The organism is Brevibacterium sp. UMB1308A (assembly GCF_030230605.1).
In the GTDB taxonomy this organism is placed as follows: Bacteria; Actinomycetota; Actinomycetes; order Actinomycetales; family Brevibacteriaceae; genus Brevibacterium.
This window is the reverse complement of sequence record NZ_JASPDO010000005.1, coordinates 1-17,182: the sequence shown is the minus strand read 5'-3', so window position 1 is coordinate 17,182 and position 17,182 is coordinate 1. Positions and strand designations below refer to the sequence as shown.

17 protein-coding genes and 1 rRNA gene are annotated in these 17,182 nt (G+C 57.9%); 12 read left to right on the top strand and 6 right to left on the bottom strand.

The window, feature by feature from the left end:
- Nucleotides 1–8: 8 nt before the first annotated feature.
- From QP868_RS03855 to aroD, 7 genes are all read left to right on the top strand, one after another.
- Nucleotides 9–1,409 (top strand): ATP-binding protein, encoded by a 1,401-nt coding sequence (locus QP868_RS03855; RefSeq protein ID WP_284925311.1) that lies wholly within the window; start codon nucleotides 9–11, stop codon nucleotides 1,407–1,409.
- Entirely contained in the window at nucleotides 1,406–2,083 is a 678-nt protein-coding gene (locus QP868_RS03850; protein WP_284925310.1) for a hypothetical protein, read from the top strand. The genes QP868_RS03855 and QP868_RS03850 overlap by 4 nt, the downstream gene beginning before the upstream one ends.
- 12 nt (nucleotides 2,084–2,095) lie before the next feature.
- On the top strand, nucleotides 2,096–2,485 hold the full coding sequence (locus tag QP868_RS03845) for a cysteine hydrolase family protein (RefSeq protein ID WP_284925309.1): 390 nt from the start codon (nucleotides 2,096–2,098) through the stop codon (nucleotides 2,483–2,485).
- Nucleotides 2,486–2,564: 79 nt separating this feature from the next.
- A complete protein-coding gene (locus tag QP868_RS03840) occupies nucleotides 2,565–3,131 on the top strand; it encodes a hypothetical protein (protein WP_284925308.1) in 567 nt (188 codons plus the stop codon).
- 85 nt (nucleotides 3,132–3,216) lie between these two features.
- Complete coding sequence (locus QP868_RS03835) at nucleotides 3,217–3,873, top strand: copper chaperone PCu(A)C (protein WP_284925307.1); 657 nt, start codon at nucleotides 3,217–3,219, stop codon at nucleotides 3,871–3,873.
- Complete coding sequence (locus tag QP868_RS03830) at nucleotides 3,866–5,134, top strand: Dyp-type peroxidase (RefSeq protein WP_284925306.1); 1,269 nt, start codon at nucleotides 3,866–3,868, stop codon at nucleotides 5,132–5,134. Before QP868_RS03835 ends, QP868_RS03830 begins: the two co-directional genes overlap by 8 nt.
- A gap of 84 nt (nucleotides 5,135–5,218) precedes the next feature.
- Nucleotides 5,219–6,028, top strand: a complete 810-nt coding sequence (gene aroD / locus QP868_RS03825; RefSeq protein ID WP_284925305.1) for a type I 3-dehydroquinate dehydratase — start codon at nucleotides 5,219–5,221, stop codon at nucleotides 6,026–6,028.
- 4 nt (nucleotides 6,029–6,032) lie between these two features.
- Here the strand turns inward: aroD and QP868_RS03820 are convergent, their stop codons facing one another.
- Both QP868_RS03820 and QP868_RS03815 read right to left on the bottom strand, forming a co-directional pair.
- Nucleotides 6,033–6,329, bottom strand: a complete 297-nt coding sequence (locus QP868_RS03820; protein WP_005882781.1) for a DUF4235 domain-containing protein — start codon at nucleotides 6,327–6,329, stop codon at nucleotides 6,033–6,035.
- Nucleotides 6,330–6,380: 51 nt separating this feature from the next.
- Nucleotides 6,381–7,280, bottom strand: a complete 900-nt coding sequence (locus QP868_RS03815; protein WP_284925304.1) for an aminotransferase class IV — start codon at nucleotides 7,278–7,280, stop codon at nucleotides 6,381–6,383.
- A 190-nt stretch (nucleotides 7,281–7,470) separates the two neighbouring features.
- On the opposite strand from QP868_RS03815, the gene QP868_RS03810 reads away from it, so the two are divergent.
- Nucleotides 7,471–9,213 (top strand): M20/M25/M40 family metallo-hydrolase, encoded by a 1,743-nt coding sequence (locus tag QP868_RS03810; RefSeq protein ID WP_284925303.1) that lies wholly within the window; start codon nucleotides 7,471–7,473, stop codon nucleotides 9,211–9,213.
- A 96-nt stretch (nucleotides 9,214–9,309) separates the two neighbouring features.
- Here the strand turns inward: QP868_RS03810 and QP868_RS03805 are convergent, their stop codons facing one another.
- Complete coding sequence (locus QP868_RS03805) at nucleotides 9,310–10,383, bottom strand: VIT1/CCC1 transporter family protein (protein ID WP_284925302.1); 1,074 nt, start codon at nucleotides 10,381–10,383, stop codon at nucleotides 9,310–9,312.
- A 123-nt stretch (nucleotides 10,384–10,506) separates the two neighbouring features.
- Here QP868_RS03805 and QP868_RS03800 point away from each other — a divergent pair, with 123 nt between their 5' ends.
- Entirely contained in the window at nucleotides 10,507–10,959 is a 453-nt protein-coding gene (locus tag QP868_RS03800; RefSeq protein WP_284925301.1) for a DUF3817 domain-containing protein, read from the top strand.
- Between the two features lie 88 nt (nucleotides 10,960–11,047).
- The gene (locus tag QP868_RS03795; RefSeq protein ID WP_284925300.1) at nucleotides 11,048–11,542 is read left to right on the top strand and encodes a hypothetical protein; all 495 of its coding nucleotides are present in this window, start codon (nucleotides 11,048–11,050) and stop codon (nucleotides 11,540–11,542) included.
- Nucleotides 11,543–11,606: 64 nt separating this feature from the next.
- Here the strand turns inward: QP868_RS03795 and menC are convergent, their stop codons facing one another.
- Nucleotides 11,607–12,731: an o-succinylbenzoate synthase gene (menC, locus tag QP868_RS03790; protein ID WP_284925299.1), complete on the bottom strand. Its 1,125-nt coding sequence runs from the start codon at nucleotides 12,729–12,731 to the stop codon at nucleotides 11,607–11,609.
- A 23-nt stretch (nucleotides 12,732–12,754) separates the two neighbouring features.
- Nucleotides 12,755–13,888, bottom strand: a complete 1,134-nt coding sequence (locus tag QP868_RS03785; RefSeq protein ID WP_284925298.1) for a M20 family metallopeptidase — start codon at nucleotides 13,886–13,888, stop codon at nucleotides 12,755–12,757.
- A 106-nt stretch (nucleotides 13,889–13,994) separates the two neighbouring features.
- Between QP868_RS03785 and QP868_RS03780 the strand changes: the two genes are divergently transcribed.
- Nucleotides 13,995–15,512, top strand: a complete 1,518-nt coding sequence (locus tag QP868_RS03780) for a glutamate-cysteine ligase family protein (RefSeq protein WP_284925297.1) — start codon at nucleotides 13,995–13,997, stop codon at nucleotides 15,510–15,512.
- 42 nt (nucleotides 15,513–15,554) lie between these two features.
- On the opposite strand, the gene QP868_RS03775 is transcribed toward QP868_RS03780, so the two are convergent.
- Entirely contained in the window at nucleotides 15,555–16,598 is a 1,044-nt protein-coding gene (locus QP868_RS03775) for an LLM class flavin-dependent oxidoreductase (protein WP_284925296.1), read from the bottom strand.
- Between the two features lie 510 nt (nucleotides 16,599–17,108).
- Between QP868_RS03775 and QP868_RS03770 the strand changes: the two genes are divergently transcribed.
- Nucleotides 17,109–17,182 (top strand): 16S ribosomal RNA (locus QP868_RS03770); the annotation flags it as partial.

Below are 17,182 nucleotides of genomic sequence, written 5' to 3'. Positions count from 1 at the left end.
GGCTAGGCATGGGACATTTTCTCGTTTTCGAAATCCAGATTTGGCTATTTCTGCTCCTACTGTTTTTGGGGCTGATCGCACTCGCCGCAGTCGTGTTCTTTGCGTGGCGCTGGTGGAAGAAGAGGGAAGAGACCATTCGCACTCAGGCGTACGAAGCCGCTGAGGTCGAGGCGGTTGCCAACCGCAACCGCATGCTCATCCGCTTGGACCACGAACTTAAGAATCCGCTCACAGCACTTCGCACCTCGGCGGCAAACGTCCGCTCTTTAGTCCAGGACGAACCTTTGGACCGGGACGCCACTCTGGAGTCCGTGAAACAGCTCGACGTTTCCTCCCGGCGGGTTGCGCGTTTGCTCGCCGACCTGCGCAAACTGGCTGATGTGGAGTCGCGTCACATCGACTTCCAGCGCATCGACATGGACCGTCTGGTGCATCAGGCTGTCGAAGACGCACGGACCGCTCCAGGTGCGGAAGACCGCATGATTGTGGTGACCGTGGCGCGTGCACCGTGGAAGCTTCCCGAGGTGGCAGGTGAGGAAGACCTGTTGCTTTCGGCGATTCTGAATTTGCTTGCGAACGCAATCAAATACTCGTCTGAGACGGATGTCGTTGAGTTGCGTGCCAATGAGCAGGTCATTGATAACCACCGTTGGGTGGTCATTGAGGTTGCCGACACCGGGGCAGGTATCCCGGTAGACGAACAAGCTGGTGTGTGGGAAGAACTGTCACGTGGTAAGCACGTGCGGTCGGTTCCCGGTTCTGGAATGGGCTTGGCTCTTGTTCGCTCGATTATTCAGCGGCACGGCGGGTCTGTTGAACTGTACAGCCAAGAAGGTGTTGGGACGTCGGTGCGCGTGATCCTGCCGGTTCTGGCACCCGACCAGTCCACGCACGGCGTGGCACAAGCTGTTGCAGGGTCACGGAACGTGCGAGCAGCGAAAAAAGCTGGCGAGGTTCTGGGTACGCCACGGCGTACGTCAAAGCGTCGTCTTCAGATGATCGACGGCCAGCTCACGGACACCAATACGGGCGAAACCTTCGGAACTCCAAACGATCCGCACCCGGTGATTCCCGACTCGCAGGGGCCAGGGGCTCAGGGTGGGTTTGGTCCGCAGGGTGGAGCAGTTCAACAGGGTGCTCCTGGACCTCACGCTGGGGCGCAACCAGGTGCCTCTTACGCGCAACCTGACCAGCACCTCGGCCCACACCCGGGAGCGCCTGAACAGTACGGTTCACAAGGTCAGCAGGAGTGGACACAACCCAGCCAACAGGAATTTGGGCAACATCCGAACCAGGCCCAGGGGCCAGCTCATGTTGAGCGGGAGTACAGCAACAAAACCGATCCGCACTTTGCCCCGCCCATGCCGTCGAACCCGCCACAACACAGCTCAGGCGAGGAACAGCAATGAGAAAGCGAATCGTAACTTCTGCCTTAGCGCTCACATGCGCGACCCTACTTGTGGGGTGCGGAAGCCTTGGCGTGCGAGTCGCCGAGGAAAGCGGTGGGCCCCTCAAAGTGGGTGTATCTGAGCAGAAGGGTGGAGCGCCAGGCCCAGAACCTACTGAAGACCCTGTTCCTGAGGGCTTTAAAAAAGTCACCCTCCAAGGTGAGTGCCCGTTTGAAACGACCATGGTGATACCGGACGAGTACAAAATGAACGGCCCAATAGGGGGTATGACCATTTTTTCCGACGGTTCCGCCAGCCTTGATAAGAGTGTCGTAGTGACATGCAGGAATACGTTTTACAAGTCGCTTACTGAAGCACGCGACAAGTATCTGGACTACGCGATAAGTGAGCCGGACTCGGACATGCTCTTGCAAAATAGGTACGAAATCGGCGAAGCAGCTGCCGGGGTTTTTCAAGCGAAACTCGCGCAGGGCGAAGCGTACGCGCCGAACAAAGACATGCAGATGGTGGCCACAGTATATGCAGGCTACGCTGACGGCGCGGCGTGGGAGCTCAAAATACACGCAACTAGCCCGTGGGGTGATGAACCGGTCGCTAAAAAGCACCAGACCATCCTTGACCACATCACGGTTGATGGGCAGAAGCTCAAGACGCTTAAGTGGGAAGATATGTGACATGCTGTGAGCATGGACGCTCTCATGCTCATGAATGTCACGGATTCTCAGTCCCCAGTGCTCAGCAAGGCGATTGTCGCTGGTGGCATCGTTGTCGAAGCTTTCACGGGGGACCGTGAACCTCGCAGTGTGACTGATGAGGACTTCGACACTCTTGTGGTGCACAGTGACGTTCCCGATGTTTTCGACGGGGTAGACGACCTTGCGCCTGGCCTGGAGTCTATGGGTGTAGACCGGATGATTTTCGTTGGCGATAGTACGGATGAGGCTATCGACCAGACGGCAACCGCTGCGATTGTTCTTGGCTTTGACGCGGTGATTGTGGCCGAATCCAGTGAGCACGTGCAGCAAGCGGTTGAGTCGGGTGCGCAGGTGAGCACCGACGTGTGGTTGCGCATGTAGAGCCTCATGAAAAGCGATGGGCATGAGGCAGGTGACCCTGCGTCCTGCCGGTAGTGCGACATCAAGTAGAATTCGCAGTGTGAATCAGACCCGAATTGCACGCGCTACGGTCGCAGCTGCTGTTGCGACGATTGTTGCGTGGGCGTTTCACTCTTCGAGTGGAGGGTCTTCCAGCGTTCTGTCCTTGGTGGTGACGTTTGTCGTCACTCTGTGGTTGAGTGTCCTGCTTGCCGGGCGTGCGTGGGGGACTGTGGCCCTCACGTTCATTGTGGGTGTCGCTCAGTTTGCGATGCACTGGCTCATGAGCTTCATTCCCACTCATTCGTCTGGGACCGGAGCCATTATTGAGAGCAGTCACTTCTTTCACGATCACGCTGTGACCGCGAGCCACCATTCAGGCGGCGGTAATGCCATGTTGGTCGCGCACATTTTCGCAACAGTAGTGACGGTTGCGATTGTCCGTTGGGGTGAAAAGCTTCTCGTGGCTTTGGCCGCCGAGGTGGCAGGCACCGCGCTCTCGTATGTTTCGTGGGCGTGGCCGGTAGTAACAGTAGCTGGTGCAACGGTTTCCACTGACGTGGCAGTGTTGCGCACGCAGGCTAGTGCGTATGAGCTTCAACCTCGGGCTCCACCTGTCTCCGTTTAAACCTCACATCACTGGCGCGGATCAGTTCATCCGCATTTTCATGCACAGATGAAGAATCTGTGCTTCCTAAACACACGGAGACATCATGAACCTCAAAAAGTTTTCCCTCATTCCTGCTGCCGTAATCGCTGGAGCGGCTCTCGCCTTGACCGGTTGCGGTTCCTCACAGCCCACAGACAACGCTTCAGCTGGGGCTCAAGAAGAAGCAAATGCTTCGCCAGTTGAAACAAAAGATATGTGGATCAAAGCCGCAAAAGACGGCATGACTGGCGCGTTCGGAACGGTGACAAACACCTCGGACGAAGACCTCACTATCACCGGCGGAAAGTCTGACCACGCGGACATTGTAGAAATGCACGAAACGGTTTCCGACGGGGCCGGTGGCATGCAGATGAAGCGCAAAGATGAAGGTTTCACCATCAAGCCAGGTGAGTCCAAGACGTTTGAGCCCGGTGGCGATCACATCATGCTCATGAAGATGACCAAGGCGATTGAACCTGGTGAGAAGATCACGATCACGGTGTCGTCTTCGCAGGGTGACATTCCACTGGAGTTCACCGCGAAGGAATTCACTGGGGCTCAAGAGGAGTACGCTCCTGGGGATCACAGTGACCACAGTGAGCACGAGGGGCACGGTGATCACGCGGGCCATGAGGGCCATGGTGAAGACGGCGAGCACGAGGGCCACGGCGAGCACAGTGGTCACGACCACGGGGAAGGTGACGACAAGCACAATGGCTAATCAGCCCACACCAAACCGTCGCACCCTCATGGGTGCGACGGTGGTGGGTGCCGTGGGGGTTGCCGGAGCAGTAGGTTTTGGTACTGGACGCTCAACTGCGAAGGCAGAACCACAGCGCCCACGCCCAGATACCACCGGTTTAAACGGTGAGGAAACGGTCCCGTTTTACGGTGAACACCAAGCGGGAGTTGAAACGCCTCCGCAAGCGCATGGCATGTTCATTTCGCTTAAACTTCGCGATGATGTGAAGCGTGAGGGCGTGCGCCGACTGCTCACTTTGCTGTCGGATGACGCGGCAGCGCTCACGCAGGGAAAACCACCGCTGGCTGATACCGAACCTGAAATGACCGCAAGGCCGGCGCGACTGACCGTCACGTTTGGGTTCGGGCGTGGATTGGTTGAGCGTGTACGTTCTGCACCGGATTGGCTCAAGCCCTTGCCCCGTTTTGACTTTGACAGGTTCCAACCGGGGCGTACGGACGGGGACTTGCTCCTGCAAGTGTGTAGCGACGATCCATCCACTGTGGCCCACGCGGTACGCATGCTCATGAAGGACGCTCGCGCATTTACTGATGTTGCGTGGACGCGCGAAGGCTTCCGCCGTGCCTATGGTTCGGACCCGCAAGGCACCACGGTGCGCAACCCATTTGGGCAAGTCGACGGAACCGCTAACCCCGGTCCCGGATCAGAAGACTTCGCCCGCCTAGTATGGGGGACAACCACGGGGGCGACCCCGGCGGTGTTTTCCGCCCGGGGGGAACCACCTCGGGACCTTGCAGATCATTACCCCGAATGGTTGCAAGGCGGAACTACATTGGTCATCCGCGATGTCGAGATGAACATGGCCACGTGGGACCAGGCGGACCGCCCGGCGCGCGAGTTTTCCGTGGGCCGAGACATGGCAACTGGCGCACCGCTGACCGGAACAGATGAGCACGATATCCCAGACCTGGAAGCAAAGAACGAGCTGGGCCTTACGGTCATTTCGCCCGTGAGTCACGTGGCGCGGTCGCGCAACACAAAGGAGCCGGCGGAACAGATTTACCGGCGCGTCTACTCGTACCAAGAAGGGCTGGGGGCTACGGGGCTGATTTTTGCGTCATATCAGGCAAACATTGACCGCCAGTTCCTGCCCATTCAGGAACGGTTGGCGCAAGCGGATCTGCTCAACGAATGGACCTCGCCAGTGGGTTCGACCGTGTGGGCGATTCCGCCAGGGGCCAGCGAAGGCGGATTCGTGGGGCAGACGCTGTTCACATAGCTCGGCAGTGTTGCGCGCTCGCGGCCAGGTCGCGGGCATGAGCCACGGCGACCGGGCGATTGCGATGCCACGTAGGCTATGGGTATGAAACCGTTGCCGTTCTGTTCGCGTACGCCCGCAATCATTTCGTCTGTCACCTGCACTAGCGTCAACGACGTTCATGGTGTGGGCGACGAGTGGCTCACACCCGGGCCCACCAGCCCAGATGTTGTGGAGTGGCGGGTTGACCCCCTCGTGAGCGAGCTGGCAACAGCCAGTCCGGCCGGCGGGAACTCAGTTGGCGGGGGAGTGGCAAGTGAGGGCGACCTCGGTGAGAAAATCGCCGAGGTGGCCACGGCCCTGCGTGAACGCGCCCAACTTCCGCTGATTTTCACTGTGCGGTCGGAAACGGAAGGTGGGCAGTGCGCGGAAGCGGCGTACACCTCGGCGGTGGAGGCACTTACTCAGTGCGCGGAAACCAGCGGAGCAACCGGCGTTCAGGTCGCCTTGGACGTGGAGGTGGCCCGCCCCGATTCGCGCTCGTTGATTGAGAAGGCCCGTGCGCAGGGAACACATGTGATTGCGTCATTTCATGACTTTTCGGCTACGCCACACGATCTGCTGGAACGCATGCGCATCATGGAACAGATCGGGGCGAGCGTCGCGAAAATCGCAGTGACACCCACCAGCATGGACGATGTGATCAGAGTCCTGGACGTGACGAATCGGGCCCAGGACGCACTGAATATCCCAGTGATTGCGATCTCGATGGGACGCATGGGAGCCGTCACCCGGCTCATGGGCGCTGAGTTTGGGTCCTGCGCAACGTTCGCAACAGGACCGCAAGGGGCCTCAGCCCCTGGGCAGTATTCAGTCGCTCAGGTGAGGCAACTGGCCCAGGTGCTGAAGGCGTAAAGGCTTAAGCCTCTTCTTCGTTCTTCTTGCGGAGCTTCTTTGGCAGTGCGCTTTCGCCAAAGTTGTTGCGCACCGTCTGGACTGCGTAACGCTGTACGACCAGCTGAGCCACGGCTACGCCCACACCGGAAACGATGGTCCAGGCGAGTGCTTCGGCCAGTGTCGAGTCGTCGTCAGTGTCCTGGTTAGGGGTAGGGCGGTCCATGGTCTTTTCCCACACGACCTGGAGCGCTTTACGTGCAGCCAGAGCTGCCAGCGCGCCTCCACCAACACCAAGCAACTGATACGCGAGTTTACCCATGAGAGACCTTCTTGAATCGATGTCTGTACAGACCCAGGCTATCGCGTTCTGTCAGCTAGACAGAACCCACTGCAGCATGTGTTCGGTGAGGTCGTGATCGACAGGGATGTGGGTGGCAGGGCCCGAGGTGCTTGAAAGGATCGTTGAGATGGGCCGGCAGCCGCGGACGGAGGACACGAGCCACGCTCCTTGGGCGTTGCCGAGGTCGTCCAACGTGACGTTGGCGTACTGGGCGAGAAGGCCCTGTGAGCTTGCGTTTTCAAAAATGCACCGTTGGGTGGTGCCGTGCAGGATCCCGATTTTGGGGTCTGGGGTGATGAGTTGGTCGCCTATGCGCAGGATGAGTGTGGAGTTGGGGCCCTCTAAGGCGTAGCCGTCGGTGGTATGGAAGAGCGCGTCGTCGGCTCCGTTGCTGAGTGCATACCGTTTCGCGGCCTGGTTGGTGGCGTATGAAAGGGTTTTTGCGCCTCGGAGGAGCCAGGGGGCTGACTCTGCGATGCTGGAATCGAGGCCAGAGTTCAAGGTGATGACGGTGATTTCGGTGGGTTCGGGGCGTGGCACGGGTGCTGTGACAACCCAACCGTGAGGTGTGTGCGCAGTGGTGTCGCTGTCGTGCCCGCGGCTTAAGGTGTAGCGGATTGAGACGGTGTGGGCGTCTGGGTTGAGTTCTTTGTACTGCTTGGCCGTGGCGTGCAGCGCTTCTTCCCACAGTTTGGGGTCTGGAGAAGGGAGCTCAAGCATGCGGGCCGACTCGATGAAGCGCTGGAGGTGGAGTGCCTGGTTGTGGATGTAGGTGGCGTCGTCGCGATATGTCACCAGCACAGTTTCGAAGATTCCGTCACCCCGGTGGGCGGCTAAATCGTCAAGTGAAAGCAACAATTGTGATGGATCGCTTAAGGCGAAGTTGTTCGCTTCAACGTCGATGAGTGCAGCGGTGTTTTTCACGGTCATACGCCTCATTTAAGCAGGTGAAGTGCTGGTAGACGAGTAGGTTTGCGGACTCGGGTCGTGGAGTGCGTCGGGTGAGAGTTCATGTGAAAAAAAGTTACAAAACTCTCGACCTCAGGAAAAAACAGGTTACTGTTATGTTTCTGTGATGTAAGTTACATTGCATTCCTGGAAACTAGCGAAAGAAATCACAATGAAGCGATTCCTTTACGGAGCCGGAGCCAGCGTTGCTGCTCTGGCGTTAGGTGCCTCGGTGGCATCGCCAGCACTAGCCGCACCTGAAACCCACTTCAACACCATGGGCGTCACAGGTGAGGACGCCATGGCGTATCTGAAAGACATTTCAGACATCACGTTGAAGCACAAAGATGAAGAGTTCCGCGCACTCGGAACCAAGGGTTACGAAGAAGCCAGCGAATACGTCGAAAAGGTGCTGACCGACCTCGGCTATGAGGTCGAGCGCCAAGAGTTCACCGTTCCTAGCCAGAAGTTCGGAAAGATCGAACTGACAGTCGACGGCGAAAACGTTAAGGCGAAGTCCCTGTCGTACACAGAGGGAACTAAGGACCCCATCACCGATGCGGCCCTCGTTCTGCCTGTTGATGACAAGTACGGTGACAGCGCCGGTGGTGAGCTTGGATGCTCAACCGACGACTTCGACGAAACGGTGAAAGATGCAATCGTGCTGGTTCAGCGCGGTGAGTGCGCATTCTCTGACAAGGTAAAGAATGCTTCTGAAAAGGGTGCGGCCGGTGTAGTTATTTACAACAACACTGAGGGCGACCTGAACGGTACCCTTGGTGAACGCTTTGAAGGGTCTGCTCCGGCAGTTTCTGTGGACCAAGCTACAGGTGACTCGCTTCGCGACAAGGTGACTGCAGAAGACGCTGACGTCAAGGCTTCGCTCACCCTGGAAACCGAATTCACGGAATCCAAGACGTGGAACATTCTGGCTGAAACCAAGGCCGGTGACCCCAACAACGTCCACATGCTTGGTGCGCACCTGGACAGCGTTCCAGAAGGACCAGGTATTAACGACAACGCCTCAGGTGTAGCCGGTGTTCTCACCGTTGCTAAAGGCCTTGCCAACCAGGAACGCGAAGTCGACAACAAGGTTCGCATCGGTATTTGGGGCGCTGAAGAAGTCGGACTCGTTGGATCCACTCACTACGTCGAATCATTGTCTGAAGAAGAGCTGGGCAAGATCACGTCATACCTCAACTACGACATGATCGGCTCAAACAACTACGCAGTTTCCACTCTGGACGCTAACGGTGACTACCGTGACATTCCTGAAGGCGTCACTGTTCCTGAGGGCTCGGTTGAGCTTGAACAGCTCTACACTGACTACTTCGACTCGGTTGACCAGCCATACATTGGTGCCGCTTTCTCCGGTCGCTCCGACTACCAGGCGTTCATGGACGCCGGTATCCCCGTTGGTGGTGTGAACTCCGGTGCTGACGAAGTCAAGACGGAAGAAGAAGCCAAGCTGTTCGGTGGTGAAGTTGGCAAGCAGCTTGACACCAACTACCACAAGATCACCGACACCCTGGAGAACGTGAACGTCGACTCCGTCAACGCGATTGTTCCATCGATGGCGAACGCTACGTACCAGCTGGCGTACACCGATGAACACAAGGCTGAAGACGCTCAGAAGCCTGAAGAAGAAGCTCCTGAGGAAGAAGCTCCAGAAGAGGAAGCTCCTGAAAAGGAAGCTCCGGGCGAAGACAAGCCGAAGGAAGAAGACCCTAAGGGCGAAAAGCCAGAAAGTGACGCCAAGGACGACTCGGGCGACGCTAAGGAAGACGACGCCAAGGCTGGCGACGCCAACCTGCCACGCACCGGTAGCGAAATGATGCCGTGGGTCGCTGGGGCTGCAGTGCTCGTAGCCGTTGGTTCGGCAACAGTGGTGCTCACCCGACGCAAGCGTCAGTAAAAATAGTGCGAACCAGCGCTAGAAATTAGATAGAAAAGCGCGTCTTGAGTTGTTTCTCAAGACGCGCTTTTCGTATCCAGTTGTCTGCTTGTCCTGCTATCCGGTCACAGTTCCAAAAAGCATGCCCAGAAGAATCGTGATCAGGGCTGCGCCATAGCCAATCGCAAGTTGGCGGAACGCCCGAGGTGTAGGCGCCTTCCCGGACAACACGCCGACCGCTCCACCAGTGAACATCAACGCGATACCCACGAGGACAGCAGAAACCACCATTGCCGGGATGCCTTCCATTCCAAAGATGTACGGCAAGATGGGAATGATCGCTCCCGTTGCAAAAAACACGAACGAACTGGTGGCTGCCCCCATCGCTGTTCCCAGATCCTCGGTGTCTTGTTCAGTCATCGTCTTTGGCAAAAAAGTGGGGTTACGCTGATCGTTGGCTTTGCTGATCGCGGTGCGCGCCGCCACCTCAGATTCTTGCGCATCCATGCCTCGAGCCCTAAACACTAGAGCCAACTCATTCGCATTTATGTCCAACCTGGTCAGGCCATCAGCGGCGTGGGGATTAGGGTTCCCCGCTTCAATAAGTTCGCGCTGCGAAGACACTGAAATGTACTCCCCGGCCGCCATTGAAAGCGCGCCAGCTAACAAGCCAGAAACACCAGTGAGGAGCACAATCTGCGGGCTTACCCCCGCAGCACCCACACCCAGCACCAAGGCCACGTTGGACACGAGACCATCATTAGCTCCGAAGATTGCTGCTCGAAAGTTTCCCGACATGCGGGCACGCGACTTCGCAGCGAGACCCCGAACGACCTCGGCGTGCACCCTCTCATCAGCCGCCATCTGTGCAGTGGCGCCAGACTCACTGTCATAAGGCGAGCGACTTTCTGCCTGCTGCGCCAGAGCAAGCACGAAAATCGACCCGAACATTCGAGCCATCAGGGCTAGTAGCTGAATGCTGAGTGACGGGCGCACGGTGTCATGTGCATGCTCTCCAAGTCGGGCGATCCAGTGGTCTTGGTGGCGCCGTTCGGCATCGGCGAGTTCGAGCAGGATTTCACGTTCTTCACCCTGCCGTTTCTGGGCCAAGGAACGGTACACGCGCTCTTCGACGCGCTCATTGGCCAGGTGTTTTTTCCAGCGACGAATGTCTTGTGCTTGAGTGCTCACGGCATAACTGTATGAGCATTCGTTGATTAATTCAACATTTGCGCAATTGATTAAATGTTGGGTGCTCGGAGATCAACCGTTTGGCTGATCCGGTTGTCAGACAGATCCGTCATACTTATCTGCGTGACACCGAAAAAACTATTCTCTCTTTTCGCCTTTGCGGAAGCCGTGACATGGACGCTTCTAATCGCGGGAATGATCCTGAAATACACCGGAGTGACTGAAGTGGGCGTGCGAATCGGTGGAAGTATCCACGGTTTTGTGTTTCTTGCTTACTGTGTGGTGACTGTTCTGGTAGGAACCTCGCAGCGCTGGAAACTGGGACGGACCCTGCTTGGGTTGGTGAGTGCGGTCGTGCCGTACGCAACCATTCCCTTTGAAATCAACGCCAACAAGGCTGGCGTGTTGGACGGCGACTGGGAACTGCCCCACAACCGCCAGGCACGCAACTGGTTTGAACGCTTGTGTGGCTGGGCGATCACTCACCCGTTCTTGGCAGTTCTTGTTGGGTTCGTAGGCGTGGCAATTCTGTTCACTGTTCTGCTCATCCTGGGACCGCCCATTCCGCAAAACTAGTTCGCAGTAGGTGGGCCACGTTCACTCTGTGGTTTATGCGGGGGAAAACTGCATCGCGCGGGGTGAGTTCATGTGGGAGCCTTGAAGCATGGACTCTGACGACATCATGTATGAACTGACCCACATCCGAGCAGAATTGCAGTCGTTGCGCCGTGAAGTTGCGTCCCTGCGCCGTCACTTGGGTGACGTTGACGAAGAGCACGACTCGGGCGAACAGTCAGGAGCGAAAGGCTCTGACCAGCGCGAACGCGAACCCCGCACCCACGCCGAACGTTGCGCTCCACCCGCACAGATACAGGAACTTCTGGGGGATCTCATGCGCGATTTCCCTTTCACTTGGGGCGAAGATCCTCGCCCATCGCGCAGGGCAGGTTTTTCTGCAGACCCCCAGGGGCCACCTCGGCCGGAATCCCACTCAGACTTACAGCCGGAGTCTCAGCCAGCGTCTCAACAGGACCCCCGCCCAAGTTCTTACCCGGGTGCCGCTGAGATCGCTAAGTTCATCAGTGACGCGCTTGCGGAACGTGACCGCCGAGGTCGTGGCGACCACAACGCTGACGACGACTCAGACGGCGCAAAGTGAGCGAAACTGCGCAATATAATGCGCCGTATCGCTCGCTTTGCGCCGTTTCGTCTCACTCAACCTGTTACTTCTGAGGCGTGATGTCGATTGTTTCGCGGGTGAACTTCGCAAGTGTCTCGCGGTTGACAGTGACGCCGAATCCAGGTCCGGTAGGGACGTCGACAACACCGTCGTGCTGAACGATTTCTTCCGTGATGTCTTCGTGGAAGAAACGCTTGGACCCGGAAATGTCGCCGGGCAGGGTGAACCCGGGCAGGGACGCCATCGCAGCGTTAGCAGCGCGTCCGATTCCCAGCTCCAACATTCCGCCGTGCCACACCGCGACACCGTGGGCTGAGGCCAGGTCGTGGATCTTCTTCGCTTCGAGGTAGCCACCCACGCGGCCTGGCTTGATGTTGATGACGTCGGCGGCACCCAGCGAGATTGCGTCGGCGGCGGCTTCAGCGGACACAATTGATTCGTCTAGGCACATGGGCGTGCTCATCTGCTTGGCGAGCAACGCGTGCTGGCGGATGTCTGCCTCACCCAGGGGCTGTTCGATGAGTAGCAACCCGTAGTCGTCCAGCTTCTTAAGGTGAGCGGCGTCGACCAGGGTATAGGCGGCGTTGGCGTCGACCTGGAACAGGAAGTCGTCACCGAACTCCTTGCGCACAGCCGCAACAGGTTCGATGTCTTTGCCCGGCTTGATCTTGAGCTTGATGCGGGCGTAACCCTCTTCCATGTACCCGCCAATGACCTTGAGCAGTTCAGGGATGGAGTCCTGGATTCCCACGCTCACACCGGATGGAACCGTGTCCGTCACGCCACCCAGGTAGTCCTTGAAAGACAGCCCCGTGGCCTGCAGCTGAGCATCCAGGACGGCCATTTCCATGGCCGACTTAGCCATCTGGTGGCCAATGATGTGGCGCAGGTGCCAGGCCACGCGTTCGGCGCGCAGGTCTTCCACGTCAAACAAGATGGGAGCGATCCACCGGCGGGTCACGTCGATCCCGCCTTCCACATACTCCGAGGAGTACAGGGGTGCCGACATCGCTACGGACTCGCCCCAACCAGTGACTTGGCCAGAGTCGGTGTCGAAGGTCGCCTCAATGAGGTAGCACTCTTTTTCGGTTTCGCGCATGAACGACGTTTCGAACGGGGTGACGAGCGGTACGGCTACATTGTGCAGTCGGATGGATGACAGTTTCACAGTTCCTCCTTGGGCGTGGGTGGTTAGGCGAGTTGGTCTGCGATCAGGGCTGCGAGGAGCGCCGTCCGAGGTGCTATCTGGTCGACCAGCGCGTGCTCGTGTTCGGCATGGGCGCCGTCTCCTACTGCACCCAGTCCGTCCAGGGTGGGGACGCCGGCTCCGGCAGTGAAGTTTCCGTCCGAGCCTCCGCCCACGGCAACCGCTGTCGGGGTTTCGATGCCCAGTTTCTCAGCCAGTTCAACTGCCCGGTCGAACAGTCCCTGCGCCATGTTGCGTTCCATTGGGGGACGGTTGATGCCACCGATGAGTTCAATCCGCGCGCCTTCAACAGACGGGGTGAGCCCGCGCATGAGTGCGTCCACGCGTTCTTGTTCTTCTGTGGTCTTAGCACGCACGTCCACGTTGACTGTCGCGAATGCGGGGACGGTGTTGGTAGTGGTTCCGCCGGAGAACACGGTGGGTGTCACGGTGGTGCCGGCCCCAGCGTCGGCGAAGCCTGCGATGACCTGCATTTGGTGGGCAAGTTCCAGCCCGGCGTTGATGCCTTTTTCTGGTTCGAGTCCCGCGTGGGCGGCTTTTCCGTGAACGTTGACCGTGTAGATCGACGAACCCTTACGTTCCACTTTGAGCGCACCGTGTTGGGAGGCTTCCAGGACAAACGCTGCGGCCGCGCCTTTCGCTTCGTTGACAATGAAGTCCGCCGAGGTGGTTGACCCCACTTCTTCGTCGCCCGTCACCAGGATGGTGAGTCCATCTAAGTCTGTTCCGTTTTCCTGTAAGAGCGCAGTGGCGTGGACGCTCATGATGGCGCCGGTGATCATGTCGAAAACGCCGGGGCCACGGAGAACGCCGTCCTTGTTGCTGAAGGGGAGACGGTCCAGGGTTCCGTGAGGCCACACGGTGTCTTGGTGGTTGACCAGGATGACTTTGCGGGCCCCGTCGCCAAACCGCAGGCGAACGTGGGTCACCCCGTCAATCTCAACGAGTTCGGGTGTGGCGCCCAGCCGCTCAATCATGAGTGTGGCGAAGTCTTGTGCTCCACGCTTGACGGCTTCTTTGTCCGATGATGGAGTTTCGATGTTGATGACTCGTTCGATGTCGGCGAGCATCTGGGGGAGTCGGTCGTGTGACTGTTGCAAAATGTGTTCAAAATTCATGTTGGGTTTCCTCCCTTGTCAAACATCGCTGCCTTCATAGTAGTCTCGCAGTTTTCTTTAGTGCTTGTGGTCCCACATTCGTGACAAGTTATGCAAGGCTATGGGTATGGGTGACGCAATTTCCGCACAGAGCTACACGCCTCGCCAGCGGACTGACTACCGCAAACAGCTGGGCCACGACCTCGAAACCTTTGACGCGTATTTGCAGGACGCGGATTTCTTGGCGCGTGGAACCATTGGACTGGAGCTCGAACTCAACTTGGTGGATGAGAACCAGCAGCCGGCGCCGGTGAACCAACAAGTGTTGGAAGCAATCGATAACCCTGACTTTCAAACAGAGATCGGGTCATTTAACTTCGAACTCAACCACCCGGTGTTGTCTGTTGAGGGCGCGGGACTGAAAAACCTGGAAAACGGTTTGGACGCCCGACTTTTGGCGGCGCGCGCTGGGGCCAAGAAATGTGGCGCGCGTGTTGCTTCAATTGGCACATTGCCCACGCTCACCAAGGAGTTCTTGGACGCGCCAGAGTGGATCACGGATGAAAACCGGTACCGTGCACTGTCCAACATGGTGGTGCAATCCCGCGGTGAACTCGTCCACATTGACCTGAGCAACCGTGAGTCGTTTGCAGCCGAGTTCAACGACGTTGCCCCAGAGGCGGCGTGCACGTCGATGCAGCTGCACTTGCAGGTAGCACCCAACCGCTTCGCTGATGCATGGAACGCGTCGCAGGCGATCGCCGGTGTGCAAGCAGCCTTAAGCGCTAACTCTCCTCTGTTCTTGGGTCGCAAACTCTGGCATGAATCCAGGGTCCCGGTGTTCGAGCAGTCGATTGACACGCGAACCCCGGAGCTTGTGGTCCAGGGGGTACGACCTCGGGTGTGGTTTGGGGAACGCTGGATTACCTCGATCTTTGACCTTTTTGAAGAAAACGTGCGGTACTTCCCGCCCCTGTTGCCGGAGTCGCGGGAAGATTCCGGCGCACCCATCATGAAAGGCAAGGCTCCGGCCTTGCACTACTTGAACCTGCACAACGGCACTGTGTGGCGGTGGAACCGGCCAATTTACGCCCCCAGTGACTCAGGAGATGGAACAGCCCACGTACGCGTGGAAAACCGCCTGCTCCCAGCAGGGCCCACTGCAACTGACATGGTCGCTGACGCCGCGTTTTACTACGGCATGGTCAATTACTTAAGTGAACAGAACCGGCCGGTGTGGTCGCGCATGTCGTTTAACGAAGCGCGCGCCAACTTTTATGAAGGATGCCGCAACGGTATGTTTGCGCGCGTCAAATGGCCCACCTTGGGCAAGATTGATGTTGCCAAGCTGGTGCGGAATCACCTGCTTGACCGAGCCCGCAAGGGTCTGGAGGACCTCAAAGTCGACCCTGAGCTCATCGACTATTACTTGGGCATTATTGACCAACGCGCCGCCACCCGCCAGAACGGTGCGGTGTGGCAGATGCGCACGTTGTCGGCAATGAACCCAAGTGTGTCAAAGCCTGATACTGAGGCCCGCCGTGAAGCCCTTACCCGCCTGGTGGACGTGTACATCGAAAACCAGGAGTCGGGTAAGCCGGTGCACACGTGGCCCGTCATTGAACCGGAGTACCGCTCCAACTAGGAATGGTCTGAGCAACTAGGCGTAGCCAGGGCCACGCGTCGATCAACCGCTGATCCCCCACACGTCAGCCAGGATCTCCAGAGACCGCATAGTTGAGTCGGTGTCTGGGGACTGTAGCGAGATCATGAGTTCATCAGCGCGAGCCGTTTGGGTGAAGTCGGTCAAGTACGAACGCACCTCTTCACCAGTGCCGATCGCCCAGTACTTGAGCATGGCAATAATCTGCTTGCCCTGTGGTGATTCGACCAGCATGTCGATTTCTTCGTCGGAAAGGCGGCGCCCAGCCTGCCGTCCCAAGAACGCCTTGACGCGACCTCGGCGGACATGCTCAGCGTGTTCTTCAGCGACCTCGGCGGTGTCCGCGGCTGTCACATTGACGGCGGCGATGACGTACGGTTCCGGGAAGCGCTCTGACGGCTGGTAGTTGCCCCGGTAGTGGGCCACGGCTTCTTCGAGCGCCTGCGGAGCAAAGTGCGAGGCGAAGCTGTACGGCAGTCCCATTTGCGCGGCCAGGCTGGCGCCAAATAGCGATGACCCCAGGATGACGAGTGGCACGTGCGTGCCTTGCCCAGGGGTGGCGTTGATGCCGTGAATACGGGATTCGTCGCTCAGGTAGCCGGCGAGTTCGGCGACGTCTGAGGGGAAGTGGTCGGCTGCGCTGGGGTCGCGGCGGAGCGCCAGGAGGGTGCGTTGGTCGGTGCCTGGGGCACGTCCAAGGCCGAGGTCGATCCGGTTTGGGTACAGCTCCGCCAGAGTGCCGAACTGTTCTGCGACGACGAGTGGCGAATGGTTGGGAAGCATGACCCCACCTGCGCCGAGGCGGATGCGGGAGGTGTGTGCACCCACGTGGGAAATGAGGACGGCAGGGGCGGCCGAGGCGATAGAGGACATGTTGTGGTGTTCGGCGTACCAGATGCGCGAGTAGCCGAGTTCCTCTGCGCGCTGAGCAAGCGTGACGGACCGGGCGTAGGAGTCTGCGGGGTGCTCGCCGGAAAAGATGGTGGCGAAGTCGATCAGAGACAGAGGTGTTTTGTCTGGGTTGGGTTGGTAGCTGTTGTTTGCCGTGGGTGCACTCATACTGTTCATGGTGTCACTAATAGCGATGAGTGCGGTGTGTTTATTCCGGCAGGGGAATAGAGATGGGGATCACACCATTTCGAGTTGCCTTGGGTGCCCGAGGTGTGTAAATTAGTTATCACTGCTCAGGCGGGAAAACACCGAAGCGAGCGGGCCCCAATACAAGATTCGTTCAGAATCAAGCGCGGCCCCGTTTCCACTGGAACCGAACGTCAATCAAGCAGATTCCATTTCGATAGATTCGATGAATCGACGATTTTAGCTGTGCGGAATTACTGCACTTGGCTGATTTGCGAAATGAGATCTAATGGTTTAGAGTAGTGACTCGGCCGCCGCGGCTGGAACACCAAAACTCCTGGTGAGAAGGTTGCTGTGCGTCTGTTCTTTTTCAACTCAATAGCGTGTTTGTTTGTTTTTGTGATGCCAGTTTTATTTTATTTTTTCTGGTTCTCAAATTGATTTTGGCTTGATTATTTTTCTTGTCTTTTCTTTTTGGGTGCTGGGGTTTTTCTTTCTTTTTTTGTGGAGAGTTTGATCCTGGCTCAGGACGAACGCTGGCGGCGTGCTTAACACATGCAAGTCGAACGCTGAAG